General features: G+C 43.7%; 19 protein-coding genes and 1 tRNA gene. All 20 read left to right on the top strand.

Annotation, left to right across the window (positions count from 1 at the left end):
* Nucleotides 1-711 (top strand): transglutaminase domain-containing protein (locus J6I68_RS00100; RefSeq protein ID WP_292216171.1); only part of this gene is annotated, 711 nt, incomplete at its 5' end.
* A gap of 116 nt (nt 712-827) precedes the next feature.
* Entirely contained in the window at nt 828-1,160 is a 333-nt protein-coding gene (locus J6I68_RS00095) for a hypothetical protein (RefSeq protein WP_292216169.1), read from the top strand.
* A gap of 280 nt (nt 1,161-1,440) precedes the next feature.
* Nucleotides 1,441-2,556 (top strand): galactose ABC transporter substrate-binding protein, encoded by a 1,116-nt coding sequence (locus J6I68_RS00090; RefSeq protein WP_292216167.1) that lies wholly within the window; start codon nt 1,441-1,443, stop codon nt 2,554-2,556.
* A gap of 106 nt (nt 2,557-2,662) precedes the next feature.
* Nucleotides 2,663-4,174 (top strand): sugar ABC transporter ATP-binding protein, encoded by a 1,512-nt coding sequence (locus J6I68_RS00085; RefSeq protein WP_292216165.1) that lies wholly within the window; start codon nt 2,663-2,665, stop codon nt 4,172-4,174.
* A 21-nt stretch (nt 4,175-4,195) separates the two neighbouring features.
* Nucleotides 4,196-5,185, top strand: a complete 990-nt coding sequence (locus J6I68_RS00080) for a galactose/methyl galactoside ABC transporter permease MglC (protein WP_292216164.1) — start codon at nt 4,196-4,198, stop codon at nt 5,183-5,185.
* Between the two features lie 125 nt (nt 5,186-5,310).
* Entirely contained in the window at nt 5,311-5,619 is a 309-nt protein-coding gene (locus J6I68_RS00075; protein ID WP_292216163.1) for a hypothetical protein, read from the top strand.
* A 56-nt stretch (nt 5,620-5,675) separates the two neighbouring features.
* On the top strand, nt 5,676-7,274 hold the full coding sequence (locus J6I68_RS00070) for a response regulator (RefSeq protein WP_292216162.1): 1,599 nt from the start codon (nt 5,676-5,678) through the stop codon (nt 7,272-7,274).
* Between the two features lie 5 nt (nt 7,275-7,279).
* Nucleotides 7,280-9,148, top strand: coding sequence for a cache domain-containing sensor histidine kinase (locus J6I68_RS00065; protein ID WP_330622339.1), 1,869 nt, complete (start codon nt 7,280-7,282; stop codon nt 9,146-9,148).
* Nucleotides 9,138-10,118 (top strand): sugar ABC transporter substrate-binding protein, encoded by a 981-nt coding sequence (locus J6I68_RS00060; RefSeq protein WP_292216160.1) that lies wholly within the window; start codon nt 9,138-9,140, stop codon nt 10,116-10,118. The genes J6I68_RS00065 and J6I68_RS00060 overlap by 11 nt, the downstream gene beginning before the upstream one ends.
* A 32-nt stretch (nt 10,119-10,150) precedes the next feature.
* Complete coding sequence (locus J6I68_RS00055; protein ID WP_292216158.1) at nt 10,151-11,230, top strand: galactose ABC transporter substrate-binding protein; 1,080 nt, start codon at nt 10,151-10,153, stop codon at nt 11,228-11,230.
* Nucleotides 11,231-11,330: 100 nt separating this feature from the next.
* A tRNA-Pro gene (locus J6I68_RS00050) sits at nt 11,331-11,403 on the top strand.
* A gap of 199 nt (nt 11,404-11,602) precedes the next feature.
* Nucleotides 11,603-13,069, top strand: a complete 1,467-nt coding sequence (locus J6I68_RS00045) for an ABC transporter substrate-binding protein (protein WP_292216156.1) — start codon at nt 11,603-11,605, stop codon at nt 13,067-13,069.
* 13 nt (nt 13,070-13,082) lie between these two features.
* The gene (locus J6I68_RS00040; RefSeq protein WP_292216154.1) at nt 13,083-14,807 is read left to right on the top strand and encodes a methyl-accepting chemotaxis protein; all 1,725 of its coding nucleotides are present in this window, start codon (nt 13,083-13,085) and stop codon (nt 14,805-14,807) included.
* Between the two features lie 114 nt (nt 14,808-14,921).
* Nucleotides 14,922-15,299 (top strand): NusG domain II-containing protein, encoded by a 378-nt coding sequence (locus tag J6I68_RS00035; protein ID WP_292216152.1) that lies wholly within the window; start codon nt 14,922-14,924, stop codon nt 15,297-15,299.
* 23 nt (nt 15,300-15,322) lie between these two features.
* Nucleotides 15,323-15,820, top strand: a complete 498-nt coding sequence (locus J6I68_RS00030; protein ID WP_292216150.1) for a Gx transporter family protein — start codon at nt 15,323-15,325, stop codon at nt 15,818-15,820.
* Nucleotides 15,821-15,901: 81 nt separating this feature from the next.
* Nucleotides 15,902-16,567, top strand: coding sequence for a hypothetical protein (locus J6I68_RS00025; RefSeq protein WP_292216148.1), 666 nt, complete (start codon nt 15,902-15,904; stop codon nt 16,565-16,567).
* An 85-nt stretch (nt 16,568-16,652) separates the two neighbouring features.
* The gene (locus tag J6I68_RS00020) at nt 16,653-18,326 is read left to right on the top strand and encodes a sensor domain-containing protein (protein ID WP_292216146.1); all 1,674 of its coding nucleotides are present in this window, start codon (nt 16,653-16,655) and stop codon (nt 18,324-18,326) included.
* An 18-nt stretch (nt 18,327-18,344) separates the two neighbouring features.
* A complete protein-coding gene (locus J6I68_RS00015; RefSeq protein WP_292216144.1) occupies nt 18,345-18,902 on the top strand; it encodes an ECF-type riboflavin transporter substrate-binding protein in 558 nt (185 codons plus the stop codon).
* A gap of 5 nt (nt 18,903-18,907) precedes the next feature.
* On the top strand, nt 18,908-20,662 hold the full coding sequence (locus tag J6I68_RS00010; RefSeq protein WP_292216142.1) for an ABC transporter ATP-binding protein: 1,755 nt from the start codon (nt 18,908-18,910) through the stop codon (nt 20,660-20,662).
* Nucleotides 20,659-21,486, top strand: a complete 828-nt coding sequence (locus J6I68_RS00005; protein ID WP_292216140.1) for an energy-coupling factor transporter transmembrane component T family protein — start codon at nt 20,659-20,661, stop codon at nt 21,484-21,486. Before J6I68_RS00010 ends, J6I68_RS00005 begins: the two co-directional genes overlap by 4 nt.
* The last annotated feature ends 341 nt before the right edge of the window (nt 21,487-21,827 follow it).

Below are 21,827 nucleotides of genomic sequence, written 5' to 3'. Positions count from 1 at the left end.
TGCCTCTACAACAAGAATATGACTGAGCTTCTTTGTTTCCCGGCAGCTCTTTCAGGGGCGGTGATTCCGGATACAGTGGTTTCCATCAGGGAGAATGCACTCTATGGAGTGAACGAAGGCCTGAAGGAACAGGTCAGGTCAGTAGTAAAGGGTCAGGCAGCAGAGAATTTCACTGAGCAGGATGTTCCTGGAGAGCACTTCATACATACACCAGCAGGTATCAAGTGGAAAAAAGCTGACGGCTCCCTTATGGATCCGGAATCAGATCTGATGAAGAAGACAGCTGCACTATTTGACGTTTGTACCACTAAGGATATGACTCAGAAGATGCAGCTTGAAAGATGCTTTACCTACTTTGTTAATTCTTCAGTATATGAGCGAAAGAACGAGATTCCAGCAGGAGATTGGACTGAAAGCTATGCATCAGACATCTTAACAAGCGGAAAGGGAAACTGCTACAACTTCGCAGCAGCCTTTGCTTACATAGCAAAAGGACTTGGATATGACGCAACAGTGTGTACCGGAACAGTTCAGTCCTCACTTGGAGGTCAGACACCACATGCCTGGACCGAAGTAAAGATAGGCAACAACTGGTACATATTTGATACAGAGATGCAAAGGGCCAAGGGAAGCGGCTACTACAAGCAGACTTATCAAAGCTATCCAGCAGGTCCTATATACAAGCAGGCAGCGTACGCTGTTACTTTCTAACAGTTAAAGAAAAAGAAAAGGAAAAGGGATTTGATATGAGAAGAGCAAGTCAGATTATCCTCATACTATCAGGGACGATTTTTTCAATCTTTATTTTTAATTTAGTGATGTGTACTATGGTTCCGGCGTATAGGACCATGCTATCTGAAGCAATAGGAAAGCAGGAAGACATACCTGTGGTGGATGTCAGCACAGATCTGATGGCAGATAGTTCTTTTTCTGAAGAAAGCACTGATGCTGTGTCATTAAACGCCAGCACAGAGACTCTTGAAGAGATGCTTGTTGAGATGGGAGCCTATGAGGAAGTTCCGCTGGCAGCTGATGTAAGCAGCGCTGAAGAAGAAACGGATACCCGCCAGATAGTTGGCAAAGAGTATCACGAGGACTGTGGTACTGGCAAAGGGTATTGGGTTATAACCTACGATGATGGCTCAACTGAAGTAGAATAAATGGTTAAAAGAGTTTTATACGAAGCAGCTGCCTGTTATGGCAGCTGTTTTTTGTTGCATACATACAAAATGACAACACTCTGAAAAGCAAAAACGTTTCCGATAAGTAAAAATAGACAAAAACAGGACACTTATTTTGTGCAAAATAGTGTGATGAGAACAAAATACAAAAGGATTTCTAAGATTAACAGAAGAATAATCTATGTTTTTGCACAAATACCATTGATATAATTTCCATTGTAAACAAATTGTTAACATTTTTTTTAAGGAGGAAGTATTAATGAAAAAGAAATTGGTAAGTCTTTTAACAGTTTCTGCAATGACAATGGCTATGCTTGCTGGTTGCGGAAATGCAGCAGCTGACACAGCTACACAGACAGCAGAGACAGTTGCTGAGACAGCTACAGAGGTTGCTGAGACAGCTACTGACGTTGCTGAGACAGTTGCAGAGTCAGCAGGAAACGCTGATCTTGCAGACAAGAAGGTTGGAGTATGTATCTATCAGTTCGCTGATAACTTCATGACACTCTTCAGAACAGAGCTTGAGAACTACCTCATTTCTCAGGGATTCTCAAAGGACAACATCACAATCGTTGATGGTGCTAACGATCAGGCTACACAGACAAACCAGATCCAGAACTTCATCACACAGGGTGTTGACGTACTTATCATCAACCCAGTTAACTCATCTTCAGCTGCAACAATTACAGACCTTGTAGTTGGCGCTGATATCCCTCTTGTATACATCAACCGTGAGCCAGACGCTGACGAGGAAGCTAGATGGGAGTCAAACGGCTGGAACGTAACATACGTTGGATGTGATGCTCGTCAGTCAGGTACAATGCAGGGTGAGATCCTTGTAGACCTTGGCCAGGATAAGGTTGACCTTAACGGCGATGGCAAGATCCAGTACATCATGATCGAGGGTGACCCAGAGAACGTTGATGCTCAGTACAGAACAGAGTTCTCAGTTAAGGCTCTTGAGGATGCTGGTTGGACAGTTGAGGAGCTCGATGATCAGGTTGGTAACTGGGATCAGGCTACAGCTCAGCAGCTCGTTGCTAACTCACTTTCAGCTCATCCTGAGACAGAAGTTGTATTCTGCAACAACGATGCTATGGCACTTGGTGCTCTTCAGTCAATCGAGGCAGCTGGACGTAAGGTTGGCGAGGACATCTACCTTGTAGGTGTTGATGCTCTTACAGAGGCTCTTGAGGACGTACTTGCTGGAACAATGACAGGTACAGTATTCAACGATCACATCGCTCAGTCACACGGTGCAGCTGATGCAGCTATCAACTACATCACAGGTGCTGGCAACGATTACTACATCGGATGCGATTACGTAAAGGTTACAACTGACAACGCACAGTCAGTTCTTGATTCACTTAAGTAATTAAGTAATTAAAGAAATAATATGGTGCGGGCGCCAATTAGCACCCGCACCTTTTATTGAGGGAAACAAGTTTTTTTAGAGAAGAGGAATAAGAAAGGAATTAGGTATGGCATCAGAGTACAAATTGGAACTACGGGGCGTATCCAAGTCCTTTCCCGGTGTAAAGGCACTGGATAACGTACAATTGGCAGTTAAGCCCGGTACCGTCCATGCACTTATGGGAGAGAACGGAGCCGGTAAATCAACACTTATGAAATGTCTTTTCGGCATTTATAAGATGGATGCCGGAGAAATTTATATTGACGGAGAAAAGACAACAATCGAGAATCCTGATGAGGCTATGAAAAAAGGTATAGCCATGGTGCATCAGGAGCTTCAGCCGGTTCTTGCAAGAAGCGTAGGAGAGAATATGTTCCTTGGAAGATTTCCGGTAAAGAAATTTGGTCCACTTCAGGTGATCGACCACAAGACTATGTACGAAGAAACAGGGAAGTGGCTCAAAGAGGTTAACATGGACTTTGATCCTAAGGCGCAGCTCGACACACTGTCCATCGGACAGATGCAGTCAGTAGAAATTGCCAAGGCAGTTTCCCATGACGCCAAGGTTATCATCTTTGACGAGCCAACATCTTCTCTTTCAGATAGCGAAGTAGAAGCGCTCTTTAAGATCATGGAAGGCTTGAGAGCCAAGGGCGTTGCAATGATCTACATCTCACACAAGATGGATGAGATCAAGAGAATTGCTGATGATGTTACGATCATGCGAGATGGTACATATATCGGGACATGGCCAGCAAAAGACCTTACAATTGACGAGATCATCGCCAAGATGGTAGGTCGTGAGCTTACAAACATTTACCCGGTCAAGGACAGAACTCCTGGCGAGGTAGTTATGGAAGTAAATGGGCTTTCTTCAATCCACGAGAAATCATTCCAGGATGTATCCTTCAACCTTAGAAAGGGTGAGATCCTTGGATTTGGTGGACTGGTAGGTGCTCAGAGAACAGAGCTTATGGAAGGTCTGTTTGGAATCAGAAATCTTTCAGCGGGTACGATCAAGATCCACGGCAAAGAGGTTAAGATCAAGTCACCTAAGGATGCTATGAACGCCGGCATCGGAATGATAACAGAGGACAGAAGAGGTAATGGTATCTTTGGATGTCTTTCTATCAAGGATAACGTAGGCGTTTCAGTTTACAACAAATACTTAACAGCAGGATTTGTTCTTGATCATGGCAAGATCAACAAGGTTGTTGATGACAGTATCGAGAAGCTCTCAATCAAGACACCTAGCATGCAGGAGCACATCTCCAATCTGTCAGGTGGTAACCAGCAGAAGGTTATTGTATCAAGATGGCTTGCCAACGATCCTGATATTCTCATAATGGACGAGCCTACAAGAGGTATCGACGTAGGTGCCAAGCATGAGATCTATGAGATCATGACAGATCTGGCCAAGCAGGGTAAGGCTATCATAATGATATCCTCCGAAATGGCAGAACTTCTTGGTATGTCAGATCGAATCTACGTAATGTGTAACGGTAAACTTAGAGGCGAGATAACTGAAGAGAGCGATATGACTCAGGAAAAAGTCATGAGCTACGCTACTCAGTTCTAATATGGGAAAGGATCGATAAAAATGGTTAAGACAAAACAACAGAAAGCAATAGATTTTCTTATCAATAACGGTGTTATCATCGTAATGTTCATCCTGGTTATTTACACAGGTATCACAAACGACAGGTTCCTTACAACAAACAACCTGTTCAACATTCTTATGAATATGAGTTCAAGACTTGTAATCGCTCTTGGTATTGCAGGTTGTGTTATCACAGCTGGATGTGACCTTTCAGCTGGACGTATGATCGGTTTTGCAGCATGTATCGCAGGTACACTTCTTCAGAAGATTGACTACTCAGGAAAGTTCTTCCCTGATATGCAGCCACTTAACATCTTCGTTGCACTTCTTATCGTACTTGCAATCACTGGTGCATTCGGAGCTATCACAGGATTCTTTATTGCATTCCTTCACGTACCTCCATTCATTGCAACCCTTGCTATGATGGAAATCGTTTATGGACTTGCTCTTATCTACACAGGTGCTACACCTCTTGGTGGATACACAACAGAGTACACAAACATTGCTTCAGGAAAATTCCTTGGAATCAGCTACCTTATCTGGATCGCAATCATTGTTGCAGCCATCACATGGTTCATCTTCAACATGACAAGACATGGTAAATATATGTATGCAATCGGTGGAAACCCACAGGCTGCAGAAGTTGCTGGTGTTCCTGTTCGTCTCACAATGGTACTTATCTACATGAAGGCTGCTATGATGTATGGTCTTGCAGGATTCATGCTGGGCGCTAAGGCCGGCGGTGCATCAGTTAACTTAGGTCTTGGCTACGAGATGGAAGCTATCGCTGCATGTACAATCGGTGGTGTATCAGTTACTGGTGGACGTGGTAAGGTTTCAAGTGCTATCATCGGTGTTGCCGTATTCGAGCTTTTGAAGGCAGCTCTCCAGTACCTGGGAGTAGATGCTAACGCACAATACATCTTCATCGGACTGGTTATCTTTGTTGCTATCTCACTTGATATCCGTAAGTACGTTGCTAAGAAGTAACATCATCCCTTATAATTATCAGGGGGCATGGCCTGCGCCATGTCCCCTTTTTGATTTCATAGCGAAGGTCTAAGAACTAGTGTGAGACCGGATGTTTGCAGATAATAAGGAAGGAAATTGCAAATATGACATTTATGGAACTTATAAATCACATGGGAATTGAGATGCTGGCGTTCGCCGTGTGCATGTTCTTTGGAATTAGGCTTATAATAACTAGAGATGTAACAATTATTAAGAAGGAGAAGCCAGAGGAAATAAAGCATCCTAGAGAGTATACATTTTATGCAGGACTTATCATCATCTTCCTTGGTGTAGCAGCTCTTGTAATGGGTATTGTGTCCTTCTTTAATGCAGTTGCATCTTTTGTTGTGATCATCGTAGCAACCCTCATCATGGGCATCATGTGGAAGGTAATGCACGAGAAGTATGCTTGAATTCTTGTAGTGACTAACCTTATCGCCTAGGGGCGGGGGTAAATAAAGGAATAGATATGAATAGATACCGTGTCATGCTGGTGGACGATGAGGAAGATGTCGCCCAGGCAATACTTAAGAAACTTAATTGGGAAGAGATGGGCTTTGAGCAGCCGCGATATGCCCACAATGGACTTGAGGCGTTAGAACTTGCAGAAGATCTAAGGCCTGATATTGTCATGACCGATATCAAGATGCCGTACATGGATGGAATGGAGCTGTCGAGGAACCTTAAGCAGCTGTATCCCAATATTAGGATCATTATCTTTTCCGGCTTTGATGAGTTTGAGTACGCCAAGGAAGCCATAAGGCTTGAGGCTGAGGAGTACATCTTAAAACCCATAGATTCTGATGAGCTTAGGGCAGTATTTACAAGAGTCCATGAGGCGCTTGATAGAGATATTGATGAAAAATTAAACGTAGCAAAGCTTGAAAATTACTATATGGATTCTCTGCCTCTTCTTCAGGAGGACTTTTTTGCAGCCCTCATAGAAGGAAGGATCGCAGATAACAAAATTGAGAAGTTTTTGACTGACTACCGCATAGATCTTAAGGGACCTTTATTTGTGGTAGCTGTTGTTCACATCAGCAGTTCCAGCATCCCAGAGGGAATGAATCCGGTTCTTTTATCCGTTTCAGTGCGCAAGCTCCTTGAGGAGAGAATAGATGAAAAGTGGGGTTGCAGGTTCTTTTCATACCTTGGAAGCACAGTTATGGTGGCTCAGTTTGCAGAAAAGAAGGATGCAACAGCATTTACTGATGACTGCGACAGGCTCTGCAGGCTGGCTGAGAGTATTTGTAAGGCTAGCGTTACTATAGGTGTTGGACTTTTGGTGGACAGCCTATCAGATATAGATGAGTCCTATAAGGGCGCCAGGGAGGCGGTTTCCTACAGGGTTTTATATGGACACACTAAGGCTATCAACATCTCAGAGATTTCCCCTATGGACATGAGCGATGAAATATCTGAGGATGAGAACAGCCTCGTAGATATTTTCAAAAAGATCAAGATGGCAGAGGACACTGAAGTTGAATCCGCTACCAGAAAGTACATAGAGCAGGGGCTTGAGAACCAGTCCTCGATCCAGAACCACAGGTTCTTTGTAATGGATCTTGTAAGTGAGCTCTACAAGTTTGCAAGAAGCAATCAGCTTGATGTCAATGAGATATTTGACATGAACAGTGATGTCTACGCCCTGGTGCAGCAGATGGAAGGAAAAGAGCTCACAGAGTGGTTTGCTTCTATCGCTCTTAAGATGCATGAGCTTATCGCCGGGAAAAGAACTGACAACACCAGAAGTTTTGTCAGCAAGGCCAAGGACTATGTGGCTGACCACTACATGGATCAGGACCTTTCTATTGATTTTATGTGCAGCTATCTTGGAGTCAGCAGCGCGTATTTTTCCACAGTATTTAAAAAGGAGACTGGTAAAACCTTTGTGGGGTATCTGACAGATTTCCGTATGGAAAAAGCAGAGCGCATGCTCCTTGAGACAGATGAAAAGACATATATCATAGCCCAGGAGGTTGGCTATTCAGATCCCAACTACTTTAGCTATGTTTTCAAAAAACAGTTTGGCGTATCGCCTTCGAAATACAAGGCTGGCAAGGAATAAGACCATTGGAAGATAAACACCAACAGAGCAAATTTGATAAGCTGCGCTCTAAATGGAAACTTGAAAGATACATGAGAAATGCAGTTCCAAGGAGCATCCAGGTTACGATCTCAGTGTCTTTCACCATCGTAGCCCTGGTTTGTATGCTTGCCATGGGCATAGCACTTTACCAGAGATTTTCAGTAAGGTCAGAGAAGATGCTGACTGACAGCGCAGAGCTTACGCTGGATCAGACAGTTCTTTCCCTTGAGGACTATCTTCGAAGCATGAGACGAATGTCTGATGCAATCTATTACAATGTCATAAAAGATCAGGATATCAGCAAAGAAACCCCGATTGAACAGATGAATCTTTTGTATGAAGCTCACAAGGATTATCTTATAAGTCTTGCTCTCTTTACAGAGTACGGCTCACTTGTGTGTGCTTCGCCAGTTGCCGTTGAAAAGCCTGAGGTGGATGTAACAAGTCAGGACTGGTTTAAGGCCGCTCTTGATAAGCCTGAAAACCTGCACTTTTCACTGCCACATGTTCAGAATATCTTTGTAGATGACCCTACCTTCAGGTACTACTGGGTAACTTCCCTAAGCCGCGCTGTTGAGCTAGGCGGAAGAGGTGTTCCGGAGCAGGGAGTTCTTTTGGTAGATATGAACTACGCTGTCATTGAGCAGATGATGGAAAGTGTCAACGACAATCCGTCCCAGCAATACGTTTATCTGTGCGACAACAAAGGAGCCATCATCTATCACCCGATGCAGATGCAGATAGAAGCCGGGCTCTTTAACGAGAATAACACTGTTGCGGCTACTTACGATGATGGAAGCCACAAGGAAGAGTTCCTTGGAGAAAAGAGAATTGTCACAGTAAGCACCATGAGCTACACAGGCTGGAAGCTTGTGAGCGTTATCCCAACCAGTAACTCATACCTTGGCATGAAGGACATCAGATATTTTGTAATGATGATCATTTCCATCACACTTCTTGCCATGCTGATCCTTAACAGACTGGTTGCAAGGCGGGTTACAAGACCTATCACCAAGCTCAACGACTCCATCAGGGAGATTGAGATGGGCAAGGTAAATCCGTCAGTTTACATTGGCGGACCGTCAGAGATCGAGCACCTTGGCAGGACTCTTCGCCGAAGCTACGACCAGATCGATCAGCTGATGAAGGATATGGTTGCTTCACAGGAGGAAAAGAGAAAATCAGAGCTGGATGCGCTTCAGTCCCAGATAAATCCTCACTTTTTGTACAATACCTTAGATTCCATAGTATGGATGATAGAGGGAGCAAAGTACGATGATGCGGTGTTTATGATAACCCAGCTGGCAAGTCTTTTCAGAGTTTCCCTATCAAGTGGCAAGACCATCATCCCAATAGAGGATGAGATACGACATGCCAGCAACTATATGAATATTCAGAAGGTCAGATTTAAGGACGCATTTACCATAAGTTTCGATATTGATGAGAGCATAAAGAGATTTTGCACGGTCAAGCTCATTGTGCAGCCAATCCTTGAAAATGCCGTGTACTATGGCGTTAAGGACATGGAGGATGGAGAGATCTTGGTCAAAGGCTTTATGGGCGAGGATGGAGATATCTACATTACGGTTTCAGATAACGGCTTTGGAATGAGCAGTGAGGAAGTAGAAGGTCTTTTGACTGACGATACGAGAGTTCGCAAGAAGGGATCAGGTGTTGGCCTTATCAATGTGCAGCGAAGGATACAGCTGCGCTTTGGGGTAGAATATGGTCTTAAGATCGATTCTGAGCCTGACGAAGGCACAACAGTTACGATCCACCTTCCTGCGATAGAATATACAGAGGAGAACCGCAAGGCTCTGGAATCTGGAAAGGAGCCCGGCGATGAAGAGTAACAGGAATGTGTTTATTTTAGTGATTGCGGTGCTTCTTGTTATTGTCCTGATGGCATCTACATCTGCCCTGATCATGAGCGGAGTAAGGGATGACCCTGTTCAGATTTCTGTCGTGGTGGATGACAGCGGCTCAGGAAGATGGGACTCTTTCCAGGCGGGACTTGAGCAGGCAGCAAAGGACAACGGCGTTAAGCTTACTATAGTTCCAACAGGTAAGAACTTTACCTTGAAGCAACAGCAGATGGCCATTAACGAGGAGATATCTGGTGGAGCTGACGGAGTTATCCTGCAGATCGCAAGTAGCCGCAGTACAGAGGAGATGATCTCTGATATCAGTAACAAAGCAGTACTGATGCTGGTGGATACAAGCGCAGATATGGATGTGGACGTTGAAGGTAAATCAGCCTGCATCAGCGCAGATAACATGGCTATTGGAAGGGCTCTTGCCAACGAAGTAAGGATTGCCTATGGCAATGATCTTGCAGGCCACAAGATAGGGATTGTCGCAGGCAACCAGAGGCAGAACAGCCTGATCCAGAGAATGGAGGGCTTCAATGAGAATATTGGATCTTCTGGAGTAAATGTTGTGTGGGTGGACAACAGCCTTAGTGATATCAGCCAGAAGATCGAGATCTGTCAGACCCAGGAAAAGGCTGATATTCTGGTGGCACTGGATAATTCAGGACTTGAGGCGGTTTGCGAGTATGCCCTCAGGACTTCTGACAGTCCTATGATATTTGGGGAAGGAACCAGCATCAAGAATGTAAGTTATCTTGACGATGGTATCATAAATAGCATGGTGGTCCCAAATGAATATTACATGGGATATCAGAGTGTTGTGGCTATTGTAAGGAGGCTGGATAACAGGCTTACTCCTATGGAGGATCAGCAGATCAGCTACCGCGTTGTGAATAGGGACAATCTCTTTGATGTAAGCAATCAAAGAGTTCTGTTTCCGGTGGTAGAGTGATGGGCTTTTGATAATTATGGAGTGTATATGATATGAAGGATTTATTTTTGAAAAAGCCATATGTGGCTATCAGGAAAAGCTCCAGGCATTTACTTGTTTTGGTCTGCGTTCTGATGCTTTCTGTTCCTGCGCTATCCGGGTGCACTTCCCAGAGCGCAGCAAGACCATCAGATAAGATCAAGGTTGGAGTTACTATCTACGATCAGTATGACACCTTCCTTAGCCAGTACATGGAGTGTTTTACAAAAGAACTGGAGGCAGACGAGGATGTTGATGTGGTAGTTTACAACGCATCCCAGAGCCAGCAGACTCAGAATTCCCAGGTTAAGAAGATGATTGAGGATGGCTGCGATGTTATCTGTGTAAACCTTGTGGACAGAACAGATCCTTCAACAGTTATTGACGCTGCGAAAAAAGCTGATGTACCCATTATCTTTTTTAACAGGGAGCTGGTTGAGGGAGATATTGGACGTTGGAACAGGCTCTTTTACGTAGGAGCTGATGCTGCCCAGTCCGGAATTCTTGAAGGAGAGCTGGCTGCATCAACGTGCCTTTCAGATAAATCCATTGACAGAAATGGCGATGGCAAGATCCAGTACATTGTCCTTGAGGGAGAGGCCGGGCATCAGGATGCCATAGTCCGCACTGAGTATTCGGTTGATACACTGATAAAAAAGGGAGTTGAGGTTGATAAGCTTGGCTATGCCATTGCAAACTGGAACAGAGCCCAGGCCCAGACCAAGGTGACTTCCTTTATAGAGAACTACGGTGATGGAATAGAGCTTATCATGTCCAACAACGACGACATGGCCCTTGGGGCTATTGATGCCTACGAGGCAGCAGGTATACTAAAGAGCGACTGGCCGGCAATCTTTGGGATTGATGGGACCTCAGTTGGCCTTGAGGCAGTCAGGGATGACAAGATGACTGGAACTGTATATAACGACAAAGAGGGGCAGGCCCAGGCTATGTACAGACTGGCAGTAACAATTGCAAGAGGCGGCAGCATCGAAGAACTCTCAGATGAATTTGAGATAACTGATGGCAAGTACATCAGACTCTCTTATGAGAAGATCACTGCCACCAATATAAACAAGTATCTTAGCAGATGATCAAATGGGCTTTTTTTCATACATTTGCTGACACAAAATAGTACTTGCTTTTACACTCATGAGGTTATATAATGCTAAATGTCGCTGATATTTAGCGTATCGGGGTGTGGCTCAGTTGGTAGAGCACTATCTTAGGGAGGTAGGGGCCGCGTGTTCGAATCACGTCACTCCGATTGACAAGTCCGCAAATTTGCGGACTTTTTTTGTGTCTGATTTTATCCGGAAATCTCCGTATTAAATTTTCACAATAACTAAATTTAATACATTTAATTACGCGTTGACGATTACTTTTCTTTGTGATAATTTTAGTTTGGGTGTAGTGTATATTTATTCATGTTTTGATTGGAAATCAGTTAACAATAGGAGGTACAGATGAACAGAAAGCTTAAGGCCTTAGGACTTTTAATGATATCGACAGCTCTTTTGCTCACTGCTTGTGGAAGTTCAGATGTAGCTACAGCAAATGGCAAGGGCGGACTTACAAGTAGCGAAGTTGTTGGAGAAATCTCTAACGATGCAGTTAAGCCAAGCTCCATAACAATGATGGTTGATGGAACACTGATTACTCAGGAAAACGGCAGAGACGAATTTGAAAAGAGATGGGAAGCCATCACAGGTATCGATCTTGTGATCGTGCAGCCTGAGCATGACGTGTATTACGATGAAGTTTCAAAAGCCTTTGAAGAAGGCAATCTTCCAGATGTCATTCTCCTTAGTTCCAATTACTACACTACTTATGCAGCCCAGGAGATGCTTGCAGACTTAACGCCTTACTACAGCGGCTCAGAACTTGAAAAAAGTGTAACTGATGCTGGAAAAAGCGCACTTATAGATGGACTTAGGATAAATGGTAAACTCTATGGAATATCTCCTACAAGAGGAAATGGCTGTGTCACATACATAAAGAAGGCTTGGCTTGATAATGTAGGTTTGGATGTGCCTACTAACTATGCGGAGTATATGGAAGTATTAAAGGCATTTACTGAGGGCGATCCTGATGGAGACGGAGTTGATGGTAATACTTATGGCGTTTCCGCTGCAGGGATCATCAATAATGAGGCTCCATATATCAACTATCTTCCTGAGTTTTACCAGGATGCATATCCATCTTTCTATGAAAAAGAGGATGGAACCTGGGCTGACGGGTTTATGGAAGAAACTATGAAAGATGCTCTTGTGCGTCTTCGTGATGCATATTCCAAGGGATATATAGATAAAGATATCGCTGAAAATGGAACAGGTGATTGCAGAGATAAATTCTATGCCAACGAATATGGCATATTTACTTACTGGGCTGGAACCTGGGCTAAGACTCTGTCAGGTAAGCTCGTAGAAGCAGGCGTTGATGGAGAGCTTGTGACAATGCCTCCAATTAAGGAGACAGGTCTTTACCTTGAAAGAGTGGCTCCTGTATGGTGCATTACTTCAGCCTGTGACAATCCTTCAGGCGTATATAAGTACTTTTTGGAAACCATGAATGACGGCGGAGAGGTAGAGGAGCTCTGGACTTACAGCCCTATATCTGACAGCTATGCCAAGAATCACATAGATCATCTTCTTGCAACAGTGGCTCTTAAAAATGATCCTGGAGCAGGAAGTATAACAGAAGAGCAGGCCAATGCACTAAAGATATTTAACGATAACAGCAAAATGGCTGATCTTCCCTACAGTACTGACGCTTATTCGCTTTATAACGAAGAACTTATGGGACTGAAAAAAGAGTTAGTGAAAAAGGTTGTTATAGATGGTGCGGATATTGACAGCTCTTTTGCCGAGTTTGAAGCAGCAAACGGAGCGTACATGTCACAGGCTATAGTGGATTCACTTAATGCAGAGTAAGGAGACAAAACTAATGGAAAAGAGAAGAGCTAAAAGGTTTAGTATCAAAGCCAAGATCACTATTGGCAGTATCTTGCTTAACATGATCACATGCGCAGTAATGGGCGTTGCAATCTATAGATTTGTTCATAACAGTTACGTTGAGAGTGAGGCGAAAAATACTTTGGCAATTACTCAGATTGCGGCTGGTCAGATCAATGGAAATCTCCTTGGCCTTTTGAAAGCAGGTGCTGATGACAGCTATGCAAATACAGTAATGCTGGAAGATATGGCTAAAGTAGTAAGCTCAGCTAACGTGAGTTCAATTTATACAGCTGGAGAGAGAGATGGGGCACTGGTTTATCTTTCCCGTCCTGCATCTGATAATGTCAGTATCGGAACTAATGTAGAACCAGAGCGTACTGATGGAATGATGAGTGCCCTTAGCACAACTGGCTATGTATCAACTGATATAAAAAGAACTGAGAATGGCGTGAATTATATTACAGCCTATGCACCTATTTCTAATAAGGCAGGAGAGGTTGTTGGAGTCCTTGGAATAGACTATATTGTGGATGAACTTGTTGACTCACTTAATGCAATAGTAAGAACAACAATCATTATCGGAGCTATCATTTCACTTCTTTCTGCGGTAGTGTCAATTATCCTCGCAAATGGAATTGCCAGCGGTCTTAATAAGGTGGATAAGAAGATTGAGGATCTTGTCAGCAACAATGGAGACCTTACTCAGAAGATTGAGGTAAGAGGTAACGACGAGGTTTCTGATATAGCAGACAGTATCAATAATCTTCTTGAGTATATCAGAGAAGTTGTAAGCTCAATTTATGATAGTTCAACAAGCCTTTCTGGTTCAGTTGATACAGCTCTTTCAACTACAGTTAAAACAAATGACCAGCTTGGCGGAGTATCTGCAACAATGGAAGAAATGAGTGCAGCAATGGAAGAGACATCTGCATCACTCCAGCAGGTTCAGAATTCAACCAGCAAGATCAAAGACGATGTTCAGGATATGTATGTTAGCGTAAGAGAAGGTACTGATTACGCAAGCAATATGGAACAGCGCGCTATGGAGATGAGACAAAACGCTGAGCAGGAGACTGAGGCAGCCAAGGCAGCAGCTGACGATATGACAAGCAGCCTCAATGAAAAGATTGAGAGGTCTAAGGCAGTTGAAGGAATCAGCAGTCTCACACAGACTATCCTTGAAATTGCATCACAGACTAACCTACTTTCACTTAACGCTAGTATCGAGGCAGCAAGAGCCGGCGAGCATGGAAAAGGATTTGCAGTTGTTGCAGGAGAGATCAGTACACTTGCAACTAATTCAGCTGATACAGCAAAGAAGATCCAGACTATTTCAGAGGAAGTTATCGGAACAGTTAAGGATCTTGCGGATGAAGCAACCAAGATGGTTGAGTTCGTTCGCGAAAAGACTGTTGGCGGATATGTTCAGCTGATGGATACAGGCCTTCAGTATCAGGAAGATGCTCAGAAGATTTCTGAGATGCTAAGGAATGTTGAGAGAGCATCACACAATATTGAAGGTTCAATGAATGTAGTTTCTGAGGCTATGGGTGATGTTTCAACAGCAGTTGATGAAAGTGCAAGAGGCATCAGTGATGTAGCTGGAGCAGTTGCAGAGATGTCTGATAACATGAAGCAGAACAAAGAAGTAGTTAATGAGAATGCTAACATTGCACAGCAGCTTGACGACGAGGTAAATAAGTTCAAGTTCTGATCAGATTGATAGTGAGTCAGTGGGGACGTTACAGTTTGACTCGTTGTTTACAATGAGTTAAACTGTAACGTCCCCACTGACTCACTTTACTTTAAAAGAGGCTTGCAACAAGAAATGAAAAAGAATGATATCGTTTTGATCGCCATTATCCTTGCGGTAACTGCAGTGTGTCTTCTTGGCATGAGGATATGGCAGAAAAATAATACTAATGGAAATGCAGTTGCTGTAGTTACAATTGATGGGGATGTCTATGGCGAGTATCCACTGTCTGAGGACTATACAGAAAGGATTGAATTCCCTGATGGAAGCTACAATGTCCTTACAATAAAGGATGGCTTTGCAAAAGTTTCTGAGGCTTCATGTCCTGACCAGATATGTGTCCATCACAATCGTATTAAATACTCTGAAGAAACAATTGTCTGCCTTCCCAATAAGCTTGTAGTTACGGTGCAGGGCGGAGAAGACAACGGCATTGACGGATCGACCTATTGATCTTTATTTACAGGTGATTAGTTATGAAAACCAAGAGGATTGCTTTTTTAGGACTGTTTGTGGCGCTTGCCTTTGTCCTTTCATATATTGAATTTATGCTTCCGCTAAACATCGGAATCCCGGGGGCTAAGATTGGTATCGCTAATCTGGTTGTTATGGTGACTCTTTATACAGTCGGTGAAAAGAATGCCATAGCTCTTTCTATCATCAGGGTTGTTTTAGTGGGACTAACCTTTGGAAATATCTCTATGATGATGTATTCACTGGCAGGAGCGGCGTTATCTCTTTTCGCCATGCTGCTTGCAAGGAAAATTGGGAAACTCTCCATGACGGGCGTAAGTGTCCTTGGTGGAGTGTTCCACAACGTGGGACAGATCATTGTTGCCATGCTGGTACTGGAGACAAAGAGTCTTTTATACTACCTTCCATTTCTCATTATCGTGGGGACAATAACCGGAATAGTGATAGGTATCGTCTCAAGCCTGATAACTGTCAGGGTTAAAAAGGTCTTAAACTTCTGATATAACTTGTATTATGGTTTGACCGGGTGACAAAAGTAGCCGTATAATTTATATAACAACATTTTCTTATGAAGGGTTTATATGTACGAAACGACGCAGGTCACTTATGGTGAGGGGACCATTACAGTGACAATGAGTTCGGAGAGTACTACAGAGGTAGCGGCTCCGGACATTCGTTTTGGAAGCTATGAAAACGCAGTAAGAGCTTGCTTTACGGAAAAAGAGCTGGAGGCCATATCAGGTGGCGAGAACGCTGAAGTAAGCTTTTCTTTTTTGATGTCTGATGAAATTAAGGACACGGGTAAGCTTCCGCTTTTTGAAGAGGCTATAGAAAAAGAGTCAAAAGAGCTTGGGACGCTTCACCAGGGAGTTTTCTTTGATGTGGATGCAAGTAAGACTGTGGGATTTGAGGAACCGGAAGCTCTTGGCGGCTTTTATGAAGATGTGGAGATGCAATATGATATTCCGCTGTTTTTGGTGACCGGAGACAGGGAATATTTCATTATTACTGAAGAGATGGGTGTCTGCAATCTGGAACAGGATACTGACATAGATGCAGATACATTAACTGTCAGCACTCACGATATTGGTACTTCGCTTTTGCTTTATCAGACTCAGAATGAGAGCCTTGTTCCCACAAAAGAAAAGCTTCAGATAAAGTCTCAGCATCTCTTTGCTGCAGGTATTATCGTGCTGGTTCTTGCAGGGATCCTGATAGACAGAAGGCATAGAAAGGTGAGGGATTAGATTTTTCTGATTTTTTTGCCAGAAAATGCAAGTTGAGGCACAAATTCTAGTAGATTTTACCAGCGAAAGTGAGTACAATGGTCATATGGATGCGAATTTGATCTTTGGCCAAAGTATAAATTATATAAGTAAAAAGTCTGATCCGGCTGACCTTGTCAGACTTGTCAATTACGGCGTGCAGAGTATTGGAATAGGCATTATTTTCCTTGATCGTAACAGGAAATGTGTCTACGCTAACAAGCACGCTTTTTCTATGTTTCATTCTGAGGAAGATCCGGAGGTTTTAGGCAATCTCTTTTTCGAGTGGATGAGCGGACTGGGCATTGCGCAGACCGCAGCCTCCTGGTGCAGGGTGTACAGCAACGGAGACAAGGAGAGGCTCTACAGAGTGCGCTTTAGGAGCATAATCGATTCTTCCAATATCCTTCTGGGGTATATGTACACAGTTCAGAACCTGTCTGATATTGTTGAGAACAGCACCGGCGAACAGTACAGACTTACCCATGATGAGCTGACAGGCCTCTACAACAGAGAAGGCTTTAATGAGGCTGCAAGGGAGCTTCTTAAGGAGACCAATAAGCCATATCTGCTATTGTATTCCAACATCAAGGACTTTAAGCTCTTTAACCAGCTATTTGGTATTGATAAGGGCAATGACATACTATTGAACATCGGAGATATGATGCTCCAGCACGTTCGCGAGGGAGACATCTATGGAAGGATCAACGGTGATCACTTTGCCATGTGTATTCCCAAGGACCGCTTTGATGAGAAGGGCTTTAAGGAACTGGTAAGGGAGATAGCCGGCAGAGTTACCAGCAAGACCTATTCCCTGCATATGCAGATTGGTGTCTATGAAGTCAGGGATTCCTACATGGATATTCCGCTTATGTGCGACAGGGCCTACATGGCCTGCAAGTCCATCAAGAAGGACGGAGTATGTGAGATTGCCTGGTACAGCGATGAGATGCTGGTGAATGCTCTTTTGGAAAAAGAGGTTCTTTCAAGCTTTGATTTTGCTATCATCAACAGGCAGTTTGGCATCTACCTTCAGCCTCAGGTACATCCTGACGGAACTGTATTTGGAGCAGAGGCGCTGGCAAGGTGGATACATCCTGAAAATGGACTTATCGAGCCGGCAGTATTTATAAATGTTCTTGAGAGGGCAGACCTTATCTACAAACTTGACCGTTATATCTGGGAACTGGCAGCAGCTCAGCTGGCAGCCTGGAAGGGAACAGAGATGGAAGGAGTTTCTATTTCCATCAACGTATCTCCCAAGGACCTTTATTACCTCGATATCAAAAAAGAATTTACAAGTCTTGTGATGCAGTACGACATTGATCCTAAATATCTCAATATTGAGATAACTGAGACCGCAGTAACTTCTGATGTTGCCAAGTGTGCCAAGCTTATTCTGGAGCTTCAGTCCAGTGGTTTCTCAGTTGAGATCGATGATTTTGGTTCAGGATATTCTTCACTTAATATGCTCAAGGATATCAATGCCAACGTACTTAAGATCGACATGGGATTCCTTAGAAGGACCGACAATCTTGAGCGTGCCCATGTAATCCTTAACTATACCATTGATATGGCTCATGAACTTGGAATGGGCGTCATCACTGAAGGAGTAGAGACCAAGGAGCAGCTTGATTTCCTTATGGGAATGGGATGCAAGATGTTCCAGGGATTTTACTTTGACAGACCGATGCCTGTTAAGAGTTTTGAGGATAAATACAGGGAAAAATTAAAACAATAGTAATGGAGGAGAAGGATCATGAAATTTAAGATCGGTATCAAAGAAGTAGTAGCAATGGGAATTGGAACTGCGCTTTTTGTAGTTCTTACAAACGCACAGATTCCTCTTATCGTAGTACCTAACACAGCTCTTCAGCCACGTATGGCAATTCTTGCTTTCCTTTCAGCAGTATTTGGACCTATCGTAGGCGCAGTTGTTGGACTTTTAGGGCATGCACTTGGAGATGCTCTTTTCTATGGTTCAGTTTGGTGGAGCTGGGTAATTCCTGAGGGAGTTGTAGGCCTTTGCATAGGTCTTTTCGTAAACAAGTTCGCTGTAAAGGAAGGCGGATTTGTAAATGGCAAGAACATCATTCTTTTCAATGTTGTTCAGATTGTTGCTAATGCAATAGCATGGATCCTCTGCGCACCAGTTCTTGATATCCTTATGTTTGCAGAGCCTGCTAACAAAGTATTTGCTCAGGGCGCATTCGCATTCCTTGGCAACATCATTGTGATCGGTATTCTTGGAACAATCCTTCTTATTGCATACAGCAAGATCGTAGGTGGTTCTAACAATCTCCAGAAAGAGGACTAATAGTTTTGGAAAAAGATATTTCGCCTATCATAGATTTTGAGAACCTGTCCTTTAAGTACAGAGCTCAAAAAGAACCAACCCTAAAGGACATCAACTTAAAAATCTATCCTGGCGAGAAGATCCTGATCGCAGGTCAGTCAGGATCTGGAAAATCAACACTTGCACATTTATTAAACGCTTTGATCCCCTGCTCCTATGCAGGGGATCTGAGCGGAACTCTCCGAGTTAGTGGGCAGGATCCCGCAAAGCTCGGAGTTTTTGGTATGTCACAAATTGTGGGAACAGTGCTTCAGGATACAGATGGGCAGTTCATCGCTCTTACTGTGGGAGAGGACATTGCTTTTGCTTTGGAAAATGACAATGTTTCCCAGGATGAAATGTTTAAGAAAGTAAGGGGCGTTGCAGACAGGCTGGAACTGACAGCCTTTATGGAGAATGCTCCAGGGGAGCTCTCTGGTGGTCAGAAGCAAAGAGTATCTCTTGGCGGTGTCATGGCATGTGATGTTAAGATACTTCTTTTTGACGAGCCTCTTGCAAACCTTGATCCCGCAACAGGTAAGCGCACTATCGCTCTTATCGATGAGATCATGCGGGATGAGGACATGACTGTCATTATTATCGAGCACAGACTTGAGGATGTTTTGTACAAGGATGTGGACAGGATAGTACTTATGGACCAGGGCAGGATAGTGGCAGATATGACGCCAGATGAGATGCTATCATCAGATATCCTTGTGTCCAACGGCATCAGAGAACCCTTGTACGTTGCAGCCCTTAAGGCAGCAGGGGCTTTAGTTGAGGCGGCTACTCACCCTCAGCACATTGAAACCATGGACATAGAGCCCTACAGGGATAAGGTTAAGAGCTGGTATCATTCACAGCCTGACCGAGAGGAAAAGAAATATGGGGACAGCATCCTTACGGTTTCTGACCTTGAGTTTAGCTATGACGATAAGAGGAAGATCATTGATAAGGTCTCCTTTGATATAAAAAGGGGAGAGATGATCTCCCTTGTTGGAAAGAATGGTGCAGGCAAATCAACTCTTGCATCACTTATATGCGGCTTTTATAAGCCTGACGGCGGAAAGATCCTGCTTGAGGGAAAAGATATTTCAGACCTGTCCATAAAAGAGCGCGGTGAGCGCATTGGATATGTGATGCAGAGCCCTAATCAGATGATCAGTAAGCCAATGATCATGGAGGAGGTGGGTCTTGGCCTTGCCTCAAGAGGGGTTCCAGAGGCAGAGATAAAGGAGCGTGCAGAAGAAATCCTTAAGATATGCGGCCTTTACCCTTATAGAAACTGGCCGGTATCCGCTCTTTCTTTTGGACAGAAAAAGAGAGTATCGATTGCATCGATCCTTATCATGAATCCGGACATCCTGATCCTTGACGAGCCAACTGCCGGACAGGACTATATGCACTATACGGAGATCATGAGGTTTATTAAGGATATCAGGGATAAGACTGGCGTCACTATCATCATGATCACCCATGACATGCACCTTATGCTTGAGTACACAGACAGAGCAATGGTGCTTACTGACGGAAGACTTATCATGGATGCATCTCCTGCAGAAGTTCTCACCAATGAAGAGATCTGCAACAAGGCCTATCTTAAGAGGACATCACTGTACGATCTGGCAGTCAGGTGTGGTATCGATGACCCCGGTGAATTTGCTGCAAGATTTATTGACTCTGAGAGGATTGCCAAGGCTTCTTGTGAAGGTCAGGGTGAGGAAAGGAGCGTGGTAAGATGAGCAGGCTTATTTCCTATGAAAAAAAGAATACTCCTGTCCACAAGCTAAGCGGCTTCACTAAGCTGGTATTCTTCATAGTCTGGTGTATGGCCAGTGCTTTGACTTTTGATACAAGGATACTTCTTCTTATGCTTGTTATGGGACTTGCAATCTACAAGATATCAGACGTTAAGTGGAAGCAGGTAAGCACCATATTTAAGGCAGTCATGTTCTTTATGGTGATCAATCTGACCTGTATTTTCTTTTTTGCACCTTATCAGGGAAGCGTTATCTATGGCACAAGGACTGACATTGTGCACCTCTTTGGAAATTATACACTTACCAGGGAACAGCTCTTTTACGAGTTTAATGTGTTTATTAAGTACTTTACTGTTATTCCTGCAGTGTTTATCTTCCTTACAACCACTGATCCCAGTGAGCTGGCTTCATCACTTAACGGAATCGGAGTTCCTTACAGTATTTCCTATTCTCTGGAGATAGCTCTTCGTTACATCCCTGATGTTCAGGATGAGTTCCGCCGCATCAAGAACGCCCAGGAGGCAAGAGGCATTGAGATGAGCAACAAGGGAAGGCTCATTGACAGGATAAAAAATGTTGCTACAATCATTTTTCCGCTTTTATTCTCAACCATGGAGAGGATTGACGTTGTAAGTAACGCCATGGAGCTAAGGGGATTTGGCAAAAAGAAAAAGAGGAGCTGGTACTCCAGAAGACCTCTTGTTTTTGCTGACTATGCCGTGATCGCATTTATTGTGCTGTTCTTTGTGGTGACTATGGTGATCACTTATGCTGACGGCAGCAGGTATTATAATCCCTTTGTGTGATTGGGGCTGTTATGCCAGGCGCTTAGCCGCCTGGGCGCCTGGTGGCTTCGCTGCCTGACCGCTGGCTTGGCGGCTTTTGAGGCGAATACTTGTAGTGGCTGTCAAGTATTTGCGTTTTGGGTCATTTTGGCTTGTTTTGCGAAATGGGTACCCAAAGGAATTTGAAAAGTTAACGCTATTTAGTGCATGTTTGGACCATATTGCACTAGTCAAGTAAAAGTAGACACGGGTTTGTACTTTTACACACTTGTTTTAAGCATAATACTCCTTGTATTGTTTTGGAGTCAGGTAGTTTAGAGAGTATGCAGGGCGCTCTTCGTTAAAGAACACAATGTATTTTG

Origin of the sequence: Butyrivibrio sp. (assembly GCF_017940685.1) — a bacterium.
GTDB lineage: Bacteria > Bacillota > Clostridia > Lachnospirales > Lachnospiraceae > Butyrivibrio.
The sequence above is the reverse complement of the archived record's forward strand: the minus strand, read 5'-3'. Positions and strand labels throughout refer to the sequence as shown.

Excerpts from the sequence above, each read along its gene's own strand:
- J6I68_RS00030 (WP_292216150.1), top strand. The coding sequence starts at position 15,323 with ATGAAAACCAAGAGGATTGCTTTTTTAGGACTGTTTGTGGCGCTTGCC.
- J6I68_RS00020 (WP_292216146.1), top strand. The coding sequence starts at position 16,653 with ATGGATGCGAATTTGATCTTTGGCCAAAGTATAAATTATATAAGTAAA.
- J6I68_RS00085 (WP_292216165.1), top strand. The coding sequence starts at position 2,663 with ATGGCATCAGAGTACAAATTGGAACTACGGGGCGTATCCAAGTCCTTT.
- J6I68_RS00035 (WP_292216152.1), top strand. The coding sequence starts at position 14,922 with ATGAAAAAGAATGATATCGTTTTGATCGCCATTATCCTTGCGGTAACT.
- J6I68_RS00075 (WP_292216163.1), top strand. The coding sequence starts at position 5,311 with ATGACATTTATGGAACTTATAAATCACATGGGAATTGAGATGCTGGCG.
- J6I68_RS00045 (WP_292216156.1), top strand. The coding sequence starts at position 11,603 with ATGAACAGAAAGCTTAAGGCCTTAGGACTTTTAATGATATCGACAGCT.
- J6I68_RS00095 (WP_292216169.1), top strand. The coding sequence starts at position 828 with ATGGTTCCGGCGTATAGGACCATGCTATCTGAAGCAATAGGAAAGCAG.
- J6I68_RS00025 (WP_292216148.1), top strand. The coding sequence starts at position 15,902 with ATGTACGAAACGACGCAGGTCACTTATGGTGAGGGGACCATTACAGTG.
- J6I68_RS00005 (WP_292216140.1), top strand. The coding sequence starts at position 20,659 with ATGAGCAGGCTTATTTCCTATGAAAAAAAGAATACTCCTGTCCACAAG.
- J6I68_RS00060 (WP_292216160.1), top strand. The coding sequence starts at position 9,138 with ATGAAGAGTAACAGGAATGTGTTTATTTTAGTGATTGCGGTGCTTCTT.
- J6I68_RS00080 (WP_292216164.1), top strand. The coding sequence starts at position 4,196 with ATGGTTAAGACAAAACAACAGAAAGCAATAGATTTTCTTATCAATAAC.
- J6I68_RS00090 (WP_292216167.1), top strand. The coding sequence starts at position 1,441 with ATGAAAAAGAAATTGGTAAGTCTTTTAACAGTTTCTGCAATGACAATG.
- J6I68_RS00040 (WP_292216154.1), top strand. The coding sequence starts at position 13,083 with ATGGAAAAGAGAAGAGCTAAAAGGTTTAGTATCAAAGCCAAGATCACT.
- J6I68_RS00070 (WP_292216162.1), top strand. The coding sequence starts at position 5,676 with ATGAATAGATACCGTGTCATGCTGGTGGACGATGAGGAAGATGTCGCC.
- J6I68_RS00015 (WP_292216144.1), top strand. The coding sequence starts at position 18,345 with ATGAAATTTAAGATCGGTATCAAAGAAGTAGTAGCAATGGGAATTGGA.
- J6I68_RS00055 (WP_292216158.1), top strand. The coding sequence starts at position 10,151 with ATGAAGGATTTATTTTTGAAAAAGCCATATGTGGCTATCAGGAAAAGC.